Origin of the sequence: Chungangia koreensis, assembly GCF_042651785.1 — a bacterium.
GTDB lineage: Bacteria > Bacillota > Bacilli > Bacillales_A > Planococcaceae > Chungangia > Chungangia koreensis.
In genome coordinates this window covers 63120-81789 of the sequence record NZ_JBHSEC010000019.1, presented here as the reverse complement: position 1 = coordinate 81789, position 18670 = coordinate 63120, and the positions used below count along the sequence as shown (strand labels likewise).

16 protein-coding genes are annotated in these 18670 nt (G+C 43.5%); 13 read left to right on the top strand and 3 right to left on the bottom strand.

Features of this window, described 5'->3' with window-relative positions; all coding sequences use genetic code 11:
- The first annotated feature begins 95 nt into the window (after positions 1-95).
- Positions 96-509, top strand: coding sequence for a single-stranded DNA-binding protein (locus ACFOZY_RS09500; RefSeq protein WP_378154719.1), 414 nt, complete (start codon positions 96-98; stop codon positions 507-509).
- A 75-nt stretch (positions 510-584) separates the two neighbouring features.
- A complete protein-coding gene (locus ACFOZY_RS09495; RefSeq protein ID WP_378154717.1) occupies positions 585-749 on the top strand; it encodes a hypothetical protein in 165 nt (54 codons plus the stop codon).
- Positions 750-865: 116 nt separating this feature from the next.
- Here the strand turns inward: ACFOZY_RS09495 and ACFOZY_RS09490 are convergent, their stop codons facing one another.
- The 3 genes from ACFOZY_RS09490 to ACFOZY_RS09480 all read right to left on the bottom strand — a co-directional run bounded on the left by ACFOZY_RS09490 (position 866) and on the right by ACFOZY_RS09480 (position 5735).
- Positions 866-3625: a DEAD/DEAH box helicase gene (locus ACFOZY_RS09490; protein WP_378154715.1), complete on the bottom strand. Its 2760-nt coding sequence runs from the start codon at positions 3623-3625 to the stop codon at positions 866-868.
- 14 nt (positions 3626-3639) lie between these two features.
- On the bottom strand, positions 3640-5223 hold the full coding sequence (locus ACFOZY_RS09485; protein WP_378154713.1) for a hypothetical protein: 1584 nt from the start codon (positions 5221-5223) through the stop codon (positions 3640-3642).
- Positions 5224-5300: 77 nt separating this feature from the next.
- On the bottom strand, positions 5301-5735 hold the full coding sequence (locus tag ACFOZY_RS09480) for a helix-turn-helix domain-containing protein (protein ID WP_378154711.1): 435 nt from the start codon (positions 5733-5735) through the stop codon (positions 5301-5303).
- 206 nt (positions 5736-5941) lie between these two features.
- Here ACFOZY_RS09480 and ACFOZY_RS09475 point away from each other — a divergent pair, with 206 nt between their 5' ends.
- From ACFOZY_RS09475 to ACFOZY_RS09425, 11 genes are all read left to right on the top strand, one after another.
- Complete coding sequence (locus tag ACFOZY_RS09475) at positions 5942-6295, top strand: hypothetical protein (RefSeq protein ID WP_378154709.1); 354 nt, start codon at positions 5942-5944, stop codon at positions 6293-6295.
- Between the two features lie 149 nt (positions 6296-6444).
- The gene (locus ACFOZY_RS09470) at positions 6445-6918 is read left to right on the top strand and encodes a hypothetical protein (RefSeq protein ID WP_378154707.1); all 474 of its coding nucleotides are present in this window, start codon (positions 6445-6447) and stop codon (positions 6916-6918) included.
- Positions 6919-7111: 193 nt separating this feature from the next.
- Positions 7112-9814, top strand: a complete 2703-nt coding sequence (locus tag ACFOZY_RS09465) for a DUF6359 domain-containing protein (protein ID WP_378154705.1) — start codon at positions 7112-7114, stop codon at positions 9812-9814.
- 680 nt (positions 9815-10494) lie between these two features.
- Positions 10495-11289, top strand: a complete 795-nt coding sequence (locus ACFOZY_RS09460) for a hypothetical protein (RefSeq protein ID WP_378154703.1) — start codon at positions 10495-10497, stop codon at positions 11287-11289.
- On the top strand, positions 11282-12565 hold the full coding sequence (locus ACFOZY_RS09455) for an HlyD family secretion protein (protein ID WP_378154701.1): 1284 nt from the start codon (positions 11282-11284) through the stop codon (positions 12563-12565). The genes ACFOZY_RS09460 and ACFOZY_RS09455 overlap by 8 nt, the downstream gene beginning before the upstream one ends.
- Positions 12566-13540: 975 nt before the next feature.
- Complete coding sequence (locus ACFOZY_RS09450) at positions 13541-14554, top strand: LacI family DNA-binding transcriptional regulator (RefSeq protein ID WP_378154698.1); 1014 nt, start codon at positions 13541-13543, stop codon at positions 14552-14554.
- Entirely contained in the window at positions 14551-15513 is a 963-nt protein-coding gene (locus ACFOZY_RS09445; RefSeq protein WP_378154696.1) for a nucleoside hydrolase, read from the top strand. The genes ACFOZY_RS09450 and ACFOZY_RS09445 overlap by 4 nt, the downstream gene beginning before the upstream one ends.
- 22 nt (positions 15514-15535) lie before the next feature.
- A complete protein-coding gene (locus ACFOZY_RS09440) occupies positions 15536-16135 on the top strand; it encodes an ECF transporter S component (RefSeq protein WP_378154694.1) in 600 nt (199 codons plus the stop codon).
- Positions 16136-16243: 108 nt separating this feature from the next.
- Positions 16244-16993, top strand: coding sequence for an energy-coupling factor transporter transmembrane component T (locus tag ACFOZY_RS09435; protein ID WP_378154691.1), 750 nt, complete (start codon positions 16244-16246; stop codon positions 16991-16993).
- The gene (locus ACFOZY_RS09430; protein WP_378154689.1) at positions 16990-17853 is read left to right on the top strand and encodes an energy-coupling factor ABC transporter ATP-binding protein; all 864 of its coding nucleotides are present in this window, start codon (positions 16990-16992) and stop codon (positions 17851-17853) included. Before ACFOZY_RS09435 ends, ACFOZY_RS09430 begins: the two co-directional genes overlap by 4 nt.
- Entirely contained in the window at positions 17846-18658 is an 813-nt protein-coding gene (locus ACFOZY_RS09425; RefSeq protein ID WP_378154687.1) for an energy-coupling factor ABC transporter ATP-binding protein, read from the top strand. Before ACFOZY_RS09430 ends, ACFOZY_RS09425 begins: the two co-directional genes overlap by 8 nt.
- Positions 18659-18670 lie beyond the last annotated feature (12 nt).

Genomic DNA, 18670 nt, shown 5'->3' with positions numbered 1-18670 from the left:
AATGGCCATTCCGTACGAAAAGGATGTTTTGCGCTTTTGCTTATAAAACTCACCAAGCTTATGATGAGGTCAATTAGAGGAAAGGAGGGAAGCACTTGAACATAGTAGCGATGGTAGGACGGATCACGAAAGATTTGGAGCTGAAGAAGCTGTCCGAAGGTCGTGTCCAGTCAAGCTTCATCCTGGCGGTTAACCGGAACTTTAAAAACCAGAAGGGTGAAGTTGAAGCGGATTTTGTTCTCTGTACAGTTTGGGGCAAAGTTGCAGAGAATACCGTAAAGTATTGCGGTAAAGGTTCACTTGTCGGAGTGAACGGCAGAATCCAATCAAGAACATACGAGCGTGAGGATGGAACACGGGTCTTCGTCACAGAAGTCGTAGCGGATGAAGTCAGATTCCTCGCAACGAAACAACGGACGGACAATAGTAGTCCGCGTACTGATCCTCTCCCACCTCCACCGGCTGAATTCCATCAGCCGAAAGAGGAAGAAGTTGTCGCACATGCTTAGGGAAACCATTGGATGACCGCCCAATGGCATTAAAACCATCTCGTTACCATACAAGTCCGAGAAGGGAAGAAAAATATGACTAAACAAACTGATCAAGTAAAGAAAATGGAAAGGCAGATTGAACAGCTCATCCGAATTGTCGCTTCGTTGAATGAGCGGGTCATCGCCTTGGAAATGGAGCGCCAAGCCGAGCGCATGAACAAGGAAGCGAGGATGATGCATTTAACGTTGAACCGATAGAGTGGACAATTAAATAATGATGGAGAATCAAAAAGTGAAACGTAAGAGAGAAACATGTAGGATCTGATGAAAAGCAGAGAAACCGACCGGTGGGGACCGGTCGGTTTCAAAATGGTTTATGCATCAAACCTCAACAAATCTTCCAATTCCTCATCGGACAATTCTGTAAGCCATTTACTGGATTGGATTAACTCATCAGAAAGTAATTGCTTTTCGGTGAGTAATTTATCAATTTTCTCCTCAATTGTACCGATTGTCACGAACTTATGGACATGGACAAAACGGGTTTGGCCGATTCGATAAGCCCGGTCAGTTGCCTGATTCTCAACAGCAGGATTCCACCATCTGTCAGCGTGAAGGACATGGTTAGCAGCCGTCAGGTTAAGACCTGTACCGCCAGCCTTCAAGGACAAGATGAAAATCGGGAATTCATGTTGTTGGAAGGCCTCGACTAACTGGTCACGTTGATGCTTTGGCATCCTACCGGTTAGGAACGGCACATCTATGTCGTATAATTCTGCCAGGCAGTGCTGGATCAGTTGCCCCATACCGATGTATTGCGTAAAAATCAGGCACTGCTCCCCGCTTGAAGCGATGTCGGCAGCCAACGTAATGAGGCGGTTCAATTTCTCTGAACGCTCCATCATTTCAGCAGCCGGTTGAAACGGCTCTTTCAAATATAGAGCAGGGTGGTTACAAAGCTGTTTCAGTTTACTTAACATCTTTAAAATAAGACCCTTTTTCTCGAAGCCAGTAAGTGTTTCCAATTTCATTTTCGAATCTGCCAAAAAGCTCTCGTACAGGGCAGCCTGCTCTGTAGTCAGCGGACAGAACTCCAACTGTTCCATCTTCTCCGGGAGATTCAGGAGGAGTTCAGGATCAGTTTTAGAACGTCTTAACAGGAACGGTCCGATTTTATTACGCAGCTTCCGTTTATGATTTTCCGAATCATCCCGCTCAATCGGGCCAATGAAGTTCTCCACGAATTTATTATAGCTGCCGAGGTATCCATGATGAACAAAGTCGAATATTGCCCAAAGCTCTGAAAGCCGGTTTTCGACAGGTGTCCCAGTAAGTGCTATATGATGTTCACCATGCAGCTTGCGGATTGCCTTCGATTGCTTCGTATGCATGTTCTTGATGTTTTGCGCTTCATCAAGCGTGATGCTTGCCCAGTGCTGCTCCGTCAATTCCGAAACGTCTTGGGAGGCAGTTCCATACGTTGTCATAACGATATCCGGAGCAGATGACCGAATCACTTCATCCAATTTCTCACCTTTTGCCCGGGATTGGCCATAATGGACGAACACTTTTAATTCAGGTGCGAACCGATCGAGTTCTTTTTGCCAGTTCCCTAAAACGGAAGTTGGGCAGATGATGAGAGAAGGACGATCGGCATGGTTTGACCGATGTACATGCAATAAGTAACTAATTAGCTGCACTGTTTTTCCAAGTCCCATGTCATCTGCTAAGACTGCCCCAAAGCCGGCTTCACGCATAAATACAAGCCACTCCAATCCTTCCACTTGGTAAGGACGCAGTTCAGCTAGTAAGTAAGGGGAAGGTGGTACTTTCGGTAAGCCTTTTTTGCTATGGATCTGCTTTGCGTATTGAGCAAGAGATTGCTGAAGTTCAAATTGGAACAGAGGATCGATTTCCTCTTCATCATCATCATCCAATTGAAGATTGATTTCCTCCGGCAACTCATGGAATACGAGATCTTTCACTTTCCATTCTTCTGTCTCTGCACGGTCCATTAATTCTCGGATGCGCTGTAGCCATTCGGCATCGATTCGGAACCATTCGTTCCCGGCTCGGATAAACTCCCTCTTTTCATCCACAAGACGCTGGAAATCATCCTTGGAGATGTCTTGTCCGTTTAATGAAAAACTCCAATTGAACTGTAAGATTTCATTCATTCCGGCAGCTGATTTGAATGAACCGGTGGAGGCGCTCGACCTGACCTTCATCTTCGTTTCTGTCACTTCCTTCAGCCAGCCAGGCAAAATGACATCAAAACGAAGAGCCTGCAGAGCGGATAAATCATTTTTTAAGAAAGAACGTACATCTGCATCCGTAAGCGGAATCGACAGGAAGCTTTCCAAATGATCCGGCACGGCATCAAGCTGGATGAGCCGCAGCATCTTTTCTTGTTTCTCTTCGATGAAGGGCACATATTCCTCCCATTTCGGCGGAACTGCAAGCTGAATAGGTGCATTCTTTTTTCGGCTGGAAGGCGTCCAATGTGCCACACCATTTTTCCCAATCAGAACCGTTTCAAGCATCCATTCATCAACTTCTTCATCCGGTTCTGAAAGCCTCAGTGCCACATGCAGGTTGCTCTCATTACTTTCATTACGGCTCGGCCATCCATACGTACGCAAATAGCCCAGCATAGAGGACAGTTGGTCGGGGTGCACTCCTAAAGTTTGTAGTTTATTGGCAATGGCATTATGAAGAAGCTGTTCAGTGAGAGGAGCGTTGGTTTCGCCAATGAATAATTCTGCAATTCTTTTAGAATCAATCATCAGCCGTCCTTCTTGCACGGTTACAGCCTGCCAAATACCAATATCATTCCAGTTCCGAGAGATTTCCTCAGCTGTCTCAAGGAGTTCTTCAGCTGAATCATCAGCGCCTATCAGCTCAATAAATGGCTGCCGATTCATCGGGTCCATCATGGACAGCAATTCTGAACCATCAATGACCAGTCCATCTTCATGAGTTTCCAGTTCTAATCCGAACAATGAGTCCACATCATAAAAATAGAGAAGGTGTACGAGTTGTTCAATCGGTAACAGCCTGCCTTGATGGATTCCATTCAAAGAAAACCGGCCATCAGGAAGCCGGCGAATGGATACCTGTAATTGCATTTTCATAGAAAAACTACTTGTCATAACGTCAGATTCCCTTTCTCCATCTCTTCGCGCAAAGCGCGCAGCCGCTTATACTTTTCGCCGACCGTCGAGATGTAGCGGTTATAAAAGTCAGCCTTGCCACTTTTCCGGGCGGCAGTCTTCATCCGTTTCCAAATCCGAACCGCTTGTTTGTAACTTGTCCGATTCTTTTCTTCTACACATTTCATCGCATGCACGTGGAGAAGCGGAAGGATAACGCCGGGCGCTTCTGAAGCGACTGTTTTCAACCCACTGTAATCGAGCGCTTCATAAGGGGTATTGAATCTGTGGTGAAGCGCAATCCAGTCAGCATATCGCTTTTGTTCCAATAGGAATTCAGCGTATTCTTCAGTTCCATGTCGTCCATAGGCGTAGTAAATCTGTTCCCGTTTTTCAGGGGACAGACCAGAACGAGAGTAGAGTTCCTCCATTTTTTGTACATAAAAACCGGTGTCGGCAGGTTTGGGATAGGAATGAAGAAATTCCCCAACATGTGGAAAGATTGCTTCCATGATGATCCGGATAGATTCCTGATCATTGATATCATTGGCGATTCCGGCAAGTGTCAGCCACTCCACCACATTGTCTGGAGCCGTATCCTTAACCATCAGTTGCAAATCTTCATGTTGCTTCAATAAAACATAGAAAAAACTAAGCATGAAGGACTTTGAAATTGAATTGGATTGTTTTAGAAGTCCCATTTCATCTTCGCGCCATTTTTTCTCGGTAAAGAGGTTTGCCCAAAATGCCAAGTAAATCGAAATTCGCTGATTAAAAAGTCCTTCACCCGTTTGGACGAAGTTCCGTACTTCATTCCGCAAGGCGGCAAAAAAAGCATCGGTCGCAAAAAGACGGGGCTTACCCGCAAGAAGGGAAAGTGCCTCGGATAACTTGCCGGTTTCGTTTTCCAGCCAACTGTTGAAATACCAGCGTTCATATTCCCAAGGATTGCCGTCATGGTCTTCTAAATGTTGTGCTACTATATGCCAAGCAGCTCGGATTTTATAAAATCTTACATAGACCTCGAACATCGGTCGCCATTCCCGTTCGAACGGTGTATAGGACTCAGCCTTATGGGAGAAAGCAGATAATTTTTGCACGAATGCATGGTAACCCGTATCTGCTGAGAGATGATGGATTGGTTCAAACGTTTGGGTTAATACGAGATCCCATGTTTTTGGTGAACGGTCTTCTTTAAAGAGTGCGAGCTGTTCGTTTTCCTTTGACTTCCATTCAGTCACCCATTTAGATAGTGAATGCTGTTGAATGTAAAGGGTGAACAGGAAGGCGAGGATATGCCTGCAAATGCCTTCGGAATGACAGCTGCATACCAATTCCTCATCCATGAAATCCATCGTGACACGTGCTGGAGAAACGTCAGCCACTGTCGCCGATACAATTTGTCTTCTGATATCGTAGGAATTGAGCTTTACAGCACCGTTTCGAACAAAAAAGGTCGCACGCCTCACCATATCCTCATCTTCCGCTTTCCAAGGAAAAAGGTCTTCGCCGATATTTTTCATCATATCCTCAATGGACGAGCTATAAATCGTTGAAAGTTGGTTCATCGTCGTTGTCATTGAACATCTCTCCATGAAAAAACACTTTCCTTCCATTATACGGCTTTTCTTGCTGTTCCGTAAATGAAGGAAAGTGCTTATTTTTCAGTATCGGGAAAAATGTCAATGATTTGTTTGATTGCATTCAAAAGAATTCTTCTTTTCTTTTGGTCGAAACGTGCAACATAGGAAATGAGTTCCCGAAGTTCATTCGATTCGCGAATCAGTTCCTCATGGTCCCGTACAAAATGGTCTAAATATTTCTCATGGATTTCTTTCGCTTGTTCAGTTAATGGGACAACTGGAGGTTTTGCTGATTTCAATGGCATGTCCAGTACCATCCGTAAAAAAAGTTCATCGGGGATTTCATAAATTTCCTTAATCTTCGGTAGGAGATAGAGCGGTACTTCACGTTTGTTCAGCTCGTAATTGGAAAGGACGGTCGAATCGACATCCAATCGGTTAGCAGCTTCCTTCTGCTTGATCTTTAAATATTCTTCCCGATATTCTCTTAAATGATCACCGAATGGCATCTGAATCCCTCCCATTATATTAGTTATAACGTAAGGGATAGCTCGGCCTTTTTCTCCAAAACTGACAAAATGTCAATTAAATAAATTGTCGTTTTGTCAGTTTCAAAGTATTTCCATGATTTTACTGGCAAACTATAGGTAAATAGACATACTCAGCTATGGAAAGACAAACTTCGGCAATGTCAGGGATTAGGGGGCTGTCGGTAGTGGATCATTATGAGCTGTTAATTAAAAATATGCATCAATGCATATCAGACATCAATAGTTTCAGCAAACAGCTGAAGCAATACGTAAATCGCCGTGAGCATTTGAGAAAGTGGCTTGTCATTGTGGCAGATCAAACGACTGTCACGTTCAGAGTCGCTATTGGCAATATGGTATTTGTTGATTGTCTAATTGTAAATCTGCATAGTAGGACCGTGACGTTGATGGTTCATGAAGAAATTAGCGAAAAGGTCTATGCTGAAATCTTCACGATTCTATCGCACTACTTAATGGAATTTAAACAAGATCGGATTGCATTTCTGACCTGCTCGCCTATTCAGCGATTGATGGACTGATGATCGGATGAAGTAAATACATACCGGATTTGGAACCTATCAGTAGTTCGATAGGTTCTTTGCATTTCAAAAGATTAACTTTTTCTTAGGAGTATGATAAACTAATGGAAACGGAATTCGGAATTTTCAATATAAAGGGGGTCAGCCTCATGTTGGAAGTCGAAATGATGAAGCCTTTCTATATTACCCAGGAAGATCACAGTATGAAGCTCATTTTTGACTATGAGTATTTCTCGATTCGAAAAGGGGAGGAAGTTTTCGAATTCATCCCTGCAGAAGGGAAAGAGATCGTGATTAATGTGAATACGTATCAAGTTGAAAACTTAGGTGACATTTTCGTTTTCCAAAATGGCAATCGGTTTATCCGGCTCCCTCTCTATCAGCTGCTGCTCATATCAGACATTCATAACCATTTACAAACGATCATGCAGCAAATAGAAGTGGATTGGAAAGATCCTGATGTCACGTGGACAAAAGAAGCAGAAAATCTGATTGTCCAATTGGAAAAAGAGAACTTTGAACGGCTTTTAGATCGTTCATTAATAGAAGGTGACCGTACATTGTTCATGCAATTGACGGCCTACTTAAAAGAACATGATGTTGGAGGAATAGAAGTTGAATAAAATGAAAGTGTAGATTGCCTATTTCGAATGTCGGAATAGGTATTTTTATGCGTTCATTTTCAAGTAATTGTCTATATTCACGACCTTGGAATTAATTGCTAAATAAGAAATTGGAGTCATGGGAATCTATGGATAGGACCGGTAGAATGGGAGTGTAGGCATGCCTACAAACTATATTCAAAGGAGAGAAACCATGCACAAAAAAGCAAAAGTAGTTAAACAGCGGTTTGTCACTCTACTAGCGGCCATGGTGTTAGTATTGTCTGCAGCAATTCCGGTTAGTGTGAAAGCGGAAGACGTATTAACGGTTGCGGAAGCGATCGCGAACAACTCCGGAAATGGGACGGTTGAAGGATATATTGTCGGGAACGTAACTGGGATAAATAGCGTAGATACAGAACCACCTTTCGGAGGAGACACAAACTTTGCAATTGCAGATTCTCCAAATGAAACAAATACGGATAACATGTTATATGTCCAATTAACTACAGATTTCCGTCCGGAGTTCGGATTGAAGACGAATCCGGATAATATCGGTAAGAAAGCAAGAGTAACAGGTTCTCTGGAAGCTTACTTCACTCATGCAGGACTTAAAAATCCAACAGTAATGACTTGGGCTGATGGTTCAGGCGGTGGGGAAGAAGAGCCTCCATTCGAACCGATTGATCCAATCACAGTACGAGAAATCGGAATTCATGAAATTCAGGGTGAAGGGCATGTATCTCCATATGAAGGGCAGGTTGTGTCAGGTGTTGTTGGCGTCGTCACATCTGTAATAGATAGTAGAAATCTATATATCCAAGATTTATTCCCGGATGACAATGAGAATACATCAGAAGGATTATTAGTATACAAAGTAAACCACGGCGCTAAAGTTGGCGACGTAGTACTCGTTGAAGGACAAGTTAAAGAATGGGTGCTTGACGGGTACTCAGAGAAATTAGAAACTGACTTGGCGATGACGGAAGTAAATGCGGTGTCAGTTGAAAAGATTAATACAGCAGAATTGCCTGAACCAGTTTTAATTGGTGAAGGCGGATTAATTCCTCCAACGGAAGTGATCGATAACGACAACTTCGCAGAATTCGATCCGGAAGAAGATGGTATCGATTTCTATGAATCATTAGAAGGTATGTTAGTCACATTGGAAAGTCCTCAAGTCGTTGCACCTCAAAAATATGGTGAAGTATTTGTCGTTCCAAACGGTACCGATACATTCTTCAATAACGGCGGTGGTGTGAATATCTTTGAAGATGACTACAATCCAGAACGTTTGACTATTGAAACAAGCAATAACTTCATTGCAAAAGCTGGCGACCGATTCAATGGAGCGGTAACTGGTGTCGTAAGCTATGGATTCTCAAACTTTAAAGTATTGACAGGTGGACAAGTACCTTCGATCTTCGAAGGCGACACAGCTCCTGAAACGACTTGGATTGAAAAGGATCCGGAGAAATTGACGGTGGCTGCTTATAATATGGAGAACTTCTCTCCTGAAACTTCTCAAGACAAAGTGGCACGCATTGCCGAGTCGATTGTAAATGAGTTGAAAGCGCCAGATATCTTGTCACTTGTCGAAGTACAAGATAACAATGGTCCAACTGATGATGGAACAACAGACGCATCCGCAAGCTATCAGTTGTTAGTAGATGCAATTGTTGCAGCAGGTGGTCCGGAATATGCATTTACGGACATCGCGCCAGCTGACAAAGAAGATGGCGGACAGCCGGGCGGTAATATCCGTGTAGGATTCATTTACAATCCTGACCGTGTTCAATTGGCCGAAGGTGAAAAAGGCGGAACAAATGAAGCGGTTGCGTGGGAAGATGGCTCATTGACTTTAAACCCTGGCCGTATTGCACCTGAATCATTCCCTGATACGCGCAAGTCTTTGGCTGCCGAATTTGTCTTCAACGGTGAAAAAGTAGTAGTGATTGCAAACCACTTGAATTCGAAAGGCGGAGACCAGCCTTTATTCGGGAAAAACCAGCCTCCATATTTAGCTTCTGAAGCAGAGCGGGTTGAATTAGCTCGCATGATCAATAGCTTCATCTCAGAAGGAATGGAGCAAAATGAAAATCTGAACGTGATTGTAGCTGGAGATATGAACGACTTTGAATTCTCTGCACCATTACAAGCGTTGAAAGGCTCCATCTTGACGAACATGGTTGAGGAAGTGCCTTTGGAAGATCGATATTCATACACATACCAAGGGAATTCCCAAGTGCTTGACCATATTTTAGTGTCGAACAACTTAGCTGATCGTACAGAAGTCGACATGGTTCACATTAACTCTGTATTCATGGAAGAACATGGACGTGCGAGTGACCATGATCCGGTGTTGATCCAGACATCATTGGAAAAACCTGCTGACGGTGTGATTGAAGAAGGCGAATGGGAAGTAGAAGAAGGTGACGATGAAATTCGTCTTGTCCTGCCTGAGGAAGAAATCTTAGAAGAAACTTCTGTCGTCTTAGTTGATGCTTTATTAAATGAATGGGCACAAACAGGCAAACGTGTCGTAATCGACTTCGGTCTCTTTGAAGCAACATTTAATGGAAAACAATTGCAGAAACTGGTGAATGTTGAGGGAGATTCCGTGACAGTAGTCTACGACTCGAATGCAGATTACTCGTACAAAGGTAAAGGCCAATCGATGGTCGCACCATTCTCTGTCGGATTCTTTGATGAAGATGGCGAAGCAGCGAATATTAAATGGAATGAACCGCTGACGTTCATGTGGGACTTCGGAAACGACGTCGTTCATAAACATGTTAAAACATTCTATTTGGACGGTAAAGGCAAATGGAAAAATGCTCCGGTCACAAACAAAGGAAGTCTTTGGACATTCAAAGTCAAAGATACGGATGCCATTACAATTGTAAAAACGAAATAAGTATTGGAACGGCTCTGGGAAACCAGGGCCGTTTTTTATATGGGAGGTTTAAAAGGGAGTCGAGTTGGGGAAAGGAAGAGATTAGGATATTGTGATGGTGGCTATGGTAAGGGGAGTCCATTAATTCGAGGTGCTGTAGTTATGGGGAGATTAATTTAAATGGAAGGTGGGGTTCAATTAAAGAACAACGGTGATTAAACGGAGGAATCTAACCTCCATTGAAATTGCTTTCTATTTCAAAAGAAAAAGCAGCTACCGGTTGGTTGCTGCCGTCAGATCGACGTGAAGTAATATAGGAAAAGAATGAACAATGTCGACCCAGTAATACCAAACACCAAGTCTCGCCAATTATTTTTAAGAAAACGCTCAAAATCCATTCTTAGCACATCCTTTCTGTCAATTTCCCGGGAAATATCGCCTGTTATAGCGATTAGTAGTTTTGAAACAGAAGTTTGTTACAGAGAGTGTAGACAAAAGTGTTAAAGATTATACGAGACTCTCACTCTTCGTCGTTGAGTGGCGAAAACTTAACGATTCTATGTAATAACGTATCGATTTCAAGGATTAAACCTGTCCACCAACCTTATCTAATATGATATATGAAACAAGCGTCAAATTAGAACAAGCTAAAAGGTTCAAATTTTCAGTGGGATCTATTACTAATTAACTAAAAGTGGGAAATGAAAGAAACACTACTATCCTATTACGTTACTTTTAATGTCGAATTTGATAGAGTGGACATAGAACTTGTATATATATTGAAATGGAGTGGAATTGAATCTATGTTCTCGGAATTTCGGTTTTGGCATTTTTTGACCGGACCCCAGCCGATCAATCAGTTCGATCAGACAGAACTGAGAGGATTCAACAAAAGAGTTCTTATGGTCGGACTTCTGGGTGTTCTATTATTCGTACTCCGTGAACTTTGGGGAATGAACACGGAGCAACTGACACCGCTGCTATCTGAAGGAAGTTTGGATACATACAGTTTGGCAAGGATCGTGTCATTGATCGGAGCGATCCTCTGGTCCTTGATCTACATGGCATTCCACTTCTTTGGAATCGCATACTTACTACATAAACTCACATCCATTCCTTATCGGAATCTATTAATCTTGCAACTATTTGTTACTGCGTTGTTACTGATGGAGAAAGCAGTCGTTTTTATTATCTTTGCACTTGTCGGCTATACAACGCCTGTATCCCTATTGTCATTCGGGCCGCTTGCAGCGACATTTATGGATCAACCATTTTTCATCTTCTTCTTCAATCAATTATCCATTGTCACGGCACTGATTATCGGACTGCAGTTCCGATTCATTCGTGCATTTGCTCCTCAGCTGAATTCGAGGAATTTACTCCTCGGGCTGATCGGCCTGCACGTGGTGATGGCACTTCTTACGGCAGCTATGGGCTATGTTCCATTTGATACATGGTTTGCTCAAGTCGTAGAAGGGGGTGCCTCTAATGAGTAAGTTAGGCAATATTGCGGTGGCGATTCTCATCACTTGTTTCATCGCAGCGAATGCAATTCTCCTATTCAGCGAGAAAAGTGTCATTACTAAAACAGTGTACGTAGACGACTATGAACGACTAACTGCCGGAAACTATACGGAAGAGCTTCCGAAAGAAGGATTAGTCGCCCCGCTTAACAGCTACTTTGTCTATGTAGCAGATGATGAAAATGTGGAAGAGTGGCTTGTTAAAGAAGGGGATGCTGTAACGATGGGGCAGGAAATTGCTTCATTGAACACAGCACGTTCGGATGAGCAGCGAGCTGTTTGGGAGGCAGACCGTCAAGCACTGATGTCACAGGAAAACGACTTGGAAAGCCAAATAAGTGGACTGGAATCGGATCGTTCACGAGCTGCCTCAAACAATCGGACATCCGCTGACACGACTGAAAGTGTCGGAACAGGTGATGCTCAGACAGACGTGAACGTAGATGTAGATGTGAACGTCGCAGACGAAGGTGCATATGCCGCGGCGATTTCCGAGCTCGAAAAGGAACTCGGCCATGTGCAACGCCAGATTGCAGTTCTCGATGCACAATTACAACAAGATGAGTCGAACTCTGCTGTATTGAGCCCCGTCGACGGTGTCGTAGCGAAAATCCATCCACTTGGAGAGCAGTTAGCAGTTGAAATCTTCAGCACGGAGCGGAACATTCTTACGTTTGCGGTCGGGGAACAATGGCAGGATATTAAGCCACAATCCCGTGTATTGATTCAGGCTGATGGAATGGAAAAGGTGGTCGAAGGAACAGTTCAATCCGTTTCCCAAGTACCTTCGACTGACGACGAATGGGTAGCAGCCTATCAAAAGATAGCGAAGGATCAGGAAGAAAATCCACTTGCCTATTACGAAGTGAGAGTTTTACCTAACGAGTCGATTGAAGCATTACCATTCGCCAATAATGCAAATGTCTCCATCATCGTGAACGAAGCCGAAGATGCAATAAGCGTCAAAGCAGAATGGCTCGATGATCGGTTTAAAGAGTCTGCCGTTGCTACAATTGTAAATGAAGACGGGTATGCAGTGCGAAAAGGCGTATTATCTCCATTCGACTATAAAGACCGGGCTGTCATTGTCGAAGGATTGGAACTTGGGGATCTTGCGATAGATCATGACCAAGTTGACGATTACACATATGCACCCGCTGTCTTCTTCCCGATGCCATCCGAAATGCCGGAGTGGTCATCTTGGAAATCATTCGGCTGGGAAAATTATTTTAAATATTTATGGTATTAATAGAGAGGGCAATCCTGCTGTGGGGTTGTCCTTTTTTATGTTTTGGGGAGGGTTTATTACCAAATGGGGAAAGTCTACAACCAATGTGTCGAGGTTTACAACAAAGAGGAGGAAGTCTACAACAATAGGAGCAAAGTGTACAATCTAATCTTCCGAGTATACCACTTAGTTCATTTTTGAGGTTTCCCTCTAATAAGAGGTTTACAACCAAATGATCGAAGCCTACAACCATTGTGTTGAAGTTTCCAACAATAGGAGGAAAGTCAACAATCAAATCAACCAAGTGTACACCAAAGTCTATTTACTAAAGGTTTGCGTGGGAATTTCATCTAATATACTGCTTTACAACCAAATTCCCGAAGTCTACAACCAATGTGTTGAAGTTTACAACCATGCCGAGGAAGTCTACAACAATAGGAGCAAAGTGTACAATCTAATCTTCCGAGTATACCACTTAGTTTATTTACTAAAGGTTTGCGTGGGATTTTTATCTAATAAAATTGCTTTACAACCAAATGCTCAATGTCTACAACCAATGTGTTGAGGTTTACAACCATGCAGAGGAAGTCTACTACAATAGGAGGAAAGTCTACAATCAAATCACCCAAGTGTACAACAAAGTTTATTTACTAAAGCCTGCGTGGGGATTTTCATCTACTAAAATTGCTTTACAACCAAATTCCCGAAGTCTACAACCATTGCACAAAAGTTTCCAACCATTGCTCAGAACTTTCCAACTAAAGTACAAAAGTTTCCAACCAATGCTCCAAACTTTCCAACCAACATTCAAAACTTTCCAACCAACCAACCAACCTCCATTCCCCCTCCTACAAGAAATCAACTAATCAAAAATATTTCGATTCTTCCATTTTTTGATATTGACTTCTGAAAACGGTTGCAATACATTAAAAGAAATATAGAGAAAACGTTTTCGTAAAACGTTTTCCTATTAGTCTCTACAAAGGTGGAGAGCCCATGGCAAAATGGACGATAAAAGACATTGCGAAGAAGGCCGGTGTATCGATTACTACTGTGTCAAGGGTACTAAATCGCAAGGAAGAGGGGATGTCTGCACAGACCCGGGAAAAGGTGCTTCGGGTCATCGAAGAGTTGGAATATCAGCCTAACCGGCTGGCAAGGGGATTGGTGACGAAACAATCCAAGTTGATCGGTCTTATTGTACCGACCATTTCCAATCCATTTTTTCCGGAGCTTTGCAGGGGTGCGGAGGACGAAGCGAATAAATACGGATACAGCTTAGTCATCTGTAATTCCGATGCATCTGCAGAAAAAGAAGAACGATACATCAAGATTCTGAAAGAACAGCAAGTGGATGGAATTATTCTGTCGAGCCAGTCCGGTCTTTCTTCAGCGAGTTTGGACAGGCACTCGAAGAATTTGCACTATGTCCTGCTTGACCGGATGGAAAGAGAGAAAGTGCCGGGGGTCTTTCTTGAAAATGAAGAAGGCGGCTATTTAGCGGGGCAGCATTTGATTCAATTGGGCCACAAAAAAATGGCTTGCATCACCGGTCCGGAGTCAATCAAAAACTCACGGGATCGGTTGAAAGGTTTCAAGCGGGCGCTGAAAGAAGTTGGACTTGAACCGACAATCATCCGGGAAGGGGATTTTTCTCTCGAATCAGGTTACTCGCATGCGAAAGAGATTCTCGAAAACGAAAATGTTTCAGCCATCTTTACTTGCAATGATCTGATGGCTTGCGGTGTTTACCGGGCGGCTCATGAAATGGGAGTCGGGATTCCGCAAGATATTTCAGTTATAGGTTTTGATGACATTCCGCTCATTTCTGCACTCATTCCTAAATTGACGACGATTCGTCAAGATACGTACATGATGGGCAGGAAGTCAGCCGAATTGCTCATTCAGCAAATTGAACACGGCAAAACGGATTTTACTATTTTTTCACCAACACTTGTCGTTAGAGAAAGTACAGCATATGTAAAGACAGGAGAGGAGACGATCAAATGAACAAGATTCCGGTCATCATCGACTGTGACCCTGGTATTGACGATGTCATGGCATTGCTTTTGGCGTTTTCATCGGATGAGCTTGATATTAAGCTCATCACGACAGAACCGGGAAATCAGACACAAGATAAGACAATCTATAACGCGCGGGCATTTACGAGTTACATGAAACAGGACATTGAAATTGCGAGAGGTTTAAACGAACCATTCTTCAGACGTCTTGAAGTAGCTGCGGACGTTCACGGGGAAAGCGGGCTTGGGGATATTACTCTTCCAGAACCGACAATCCAGGAAAGCAGCCGTACTGCTATCGACGCGATGAAAGACGTCCTGATGAACAGCCCGGAACCGATCGTGCTGATTGCAACCGGTCCATTAACGAATGTCGGGGCTTTGTTCTTAGCGCATCCGGAAGTGAAAGAGAAAATCAGCTATATTTCCTACATGGGCGGAGCGGCAGTCGGTGGTAATACTACGCCAACAACCGAATTCAACGTATTTGTTGACCCGCATGCAGCTGATATCGTCTTCCGGTCAGGTGTTCCAATCGTCATGAGCGGACTAGATTTGACACATAAATCATATGTTACTGTAGACGAAATCGCAGAAATCGAAGAGCTTGGAACAGAGCTGGCACAACATATGAGTTCACTGATGAAATTTTATATTCATAATACTAAACAAACGCCATTCCACGAAGAGAACTTTGAAACGAATATCCGTATTCATGATCTCTGTGCCGTATCGTATGTCATCACACCTGAATTGTTCAAAGGGGATGATTACCATGTAGAAGTCGAAACTGAGGGGCGACTTACTGCAGGTACAACAGTGGTGGATTATATGGAGCGTACCGGCTTACCAAAAAATGTGAAGGTTCTTCACACGGTTGATCGAGATGCGTTCAGAAATCAATTCTTTAATGCAATAAAGAAAATGGACCGTCAACTCGGTCAATAAAACACAAAGGGGAGAAATTGAAATGAAACGTAGTTTTAAAGATGATTTTAATATGATGGCAATGCTTTTGATTCCGATCGGGGTTGCAATTAACATCGTTGGATTCACACTAACGAACACATTACGTATCCCGATTTTCCTTGATACGATCGGAACGATTTTAGTAGGGGTTATTGCTGGTCCTTGGGTCGGTTTGCTGACAGGTGTTGTGACGAACTTGATTAATGGTATTTTCAATCCTGGATTCATTCCTTACGCGATTACTTCTGCGGCAATCGGTCTTGCAGCTGGTTTCTTGTCGAAAGGTGGATTCTTTAAATCTATTCCGAAAGTGTTAGTTTCTGGTTTGATCATTACATTAATCGGCGTGATCGTATCTGCACCAATCACTGTTTTAGTATTCGGAGGAGCATCAGGTTCTTCATCTTCCATTATTACAGCTGCGTTCCTTGCTTCCGGACAGGAAATTTGGACAGCGGTGTTCTCATCTTCATTCATTAGTGAAATTATCGACAAAATTGTATCTGTTCTCATTGTGTTCTTTATTGTTAAGCAAATGTCTGACCGTTACCTATCTAAGATGAACTACGGTTACCTATACATGAAACGTGGCAACAAATAATACCTAACGGGCGCTTGCCCGATGATAAGAATCTGTGCAGCACCTTCGGGAACGCGGGCAGATTCTTATCCATTAAATCGGGATGACCCGGTTAAAGGAGGTTTCGTGGTGAAACAGAACTTTATACTAAGCTTACACCCTATGACCAAACTGTTTTTCGTTTTATTCGTCGGGATTTCCGTTTTCATCATCCCACATTATGGTTTTGCTTATGCGTGGTTCCCGGTGCTGACACTTTTAGCATTGCTCGCTGGAAGCGAAGCGTTTAAAGAATTTATTAGCCTGACACTGAAGGCTCTTGTCATTTTACTGATCATCGTGTTCCTGATGCAATTATTCTTCTATCCTGGAGAAAACGTATTAGGTGAATGGTGGATTTTCCAGTGGACCGAAGAGGGTCTACTTTACGGCTTAAGTTTAACTTCGAAAATATTAGCGATCGGGGCGGCGTTCATTCTCTTTTTCCGTGTGACAGAAGTGAAAGACTTCGTCAAATCGCTTGAAGATATCGGCTTACCGCCAATGGGCGCATACGTTGTGCTATCGACATTGACGATCATTCCGGAAATGAAAAAACAAATGAACACGATCATGGAAGCGCAAAAAACGCGTGGAGTGGAAACGGAAGGTTCGCTCATGGTTCGTGCGAAGGCTTTTATTCCAACATTGACACCGTTAATCTTGTCATCGATTGCAAGTACGGAAGAGCGTGCCATCACATTGGAATCGCGTGCATTTTCTGCTCCAGTGAAAAAGACAAGCCTCCATAAGTTGACAAAAGGTTCTGCAGACCGCATCTTGCCAATAGCTTTTTTAATCATCTTAATCCTACTCATCGTCTGGAGGGTGATGTCATGAATCCGATTATTGAAATGAAAAACGTTTCGTATCGCTATCCAGTTGGCGACGAGAATGTGTTGAAGAACATCAACCTTTCCATTGAGAAGGGAAGTTTTACGGCAATTGTCGGCAATAATGGATCTGGGAAAACGACATTGTGCAATACGGTGCGCGGGTTCATACCTCACTTCTATAAGGGCGATTTAGAAGGGGAAGTTGTCATCGACGGGAAGAATATGCTCGAATACCAGCTTGGGCATTTAGGTGAAAAAATCGGTTACGTGTTCCAAAATCCATTCATTCAAATCTCGGGAATTAAGGACACGGTATTTGACGAAGTGGCATACGGGCTTGAGAATTTGGGCGTCGATGTCGGGGAAATCCGTGGACGCGTAGATGAGATGCTGGAACTCGTTAAAATTACACATCTTCGGAATAAAAACCCGAATGAGCTATCCGGTGGGCAGCGTCAGCGTGTAGCACTTGCATCGATCATTGTCATGGACCCGGATATTTTAGTGATTGACGAACCGACATCACAGCTCGACCCGATTGGTACAGAGCACGTCTTCGATATTATCCGTCTCATGAAAGAGCGCGGGAAGACCATTATTTTAGTGGAACATAAGATGGATTTGATCGCTGAGTACGCAGATGATTTGATTGTGTTACATGACGGGGAAGTCGTGTTGCATGGACCGGCACGTGAAGTGTTCGGCAATCCTAAGTATGCAGAGTACAACGTTCAATATCCTCATGTAACGGAAGTGGCGCTGAAGCTGCAGGAAGCAGGCGTTCCGTTGAACTATGTACCAATCCGCGACGAAGAGCTCGCAGACAGCATCACATGGAAGAAAGAAGGTGTGCACAATGGCTGAAATCCGGTTAGATCATGTTAGTTTCACTTATCCGGATGGGACGAAGGCGGTTGATAATTTAACTCTATCTGTTCCAGCTGGCCAGCGTGTCGCCATCGTCGGACAGAACGGTGCAGGAAAAACAACTGCGGTAAAGTTAATGAATGGGTTATTGAAACCAACTGAAGGCGACGTCTATGTTGGAGACTGGAATACGAAAGAGCATACAACTGCGCAAGTATCACGGAAAGTCGGCTACGTTTTCCAAAATCCGGACGACCAAATATTCCATAATGATGTGGAATCAGAAGTCCGTTTTGGTCCGAAGAATATGGGATATGACGAGGATCGTGTCGACGAATTATCAGAATGGGCAATGAAACTTTGCGGCGTCTTCGATGAACGTGAAGAGAATCCATACAACCTTCCATACTCGACAAGGAAATTCGTCACAATTGCTTCTGTATTGGCGATGGATTCGGACGTCATCATTTTAGATGAACCAACTGCAGGTCAAGACAAGACTGGCCTTAATCTATTGGCAAATATGTTGGAGGAATTGGAGAAGCGCGGCAAGACGGTCATTACGATCACGCATGACATGGAGTTCGTTACGGAGCACTTCGAACGAATTGTCGTCATGGCGAACCGTCGACTAATTGCGGACGAGTCTGCTGATACAGTTTTCTACAACGCGGAAGTGTTGGACGAAAGTATGCTGAAGCCCCCGGCAGTCGCTAATATGGCTTCACTGTTAGGCATTGATGGAGGGTTGCTCACAAAGCCGCAGCTCATTACAGCCATACTCAAGAACATACATCCGTGAAGGGGCGAGAGA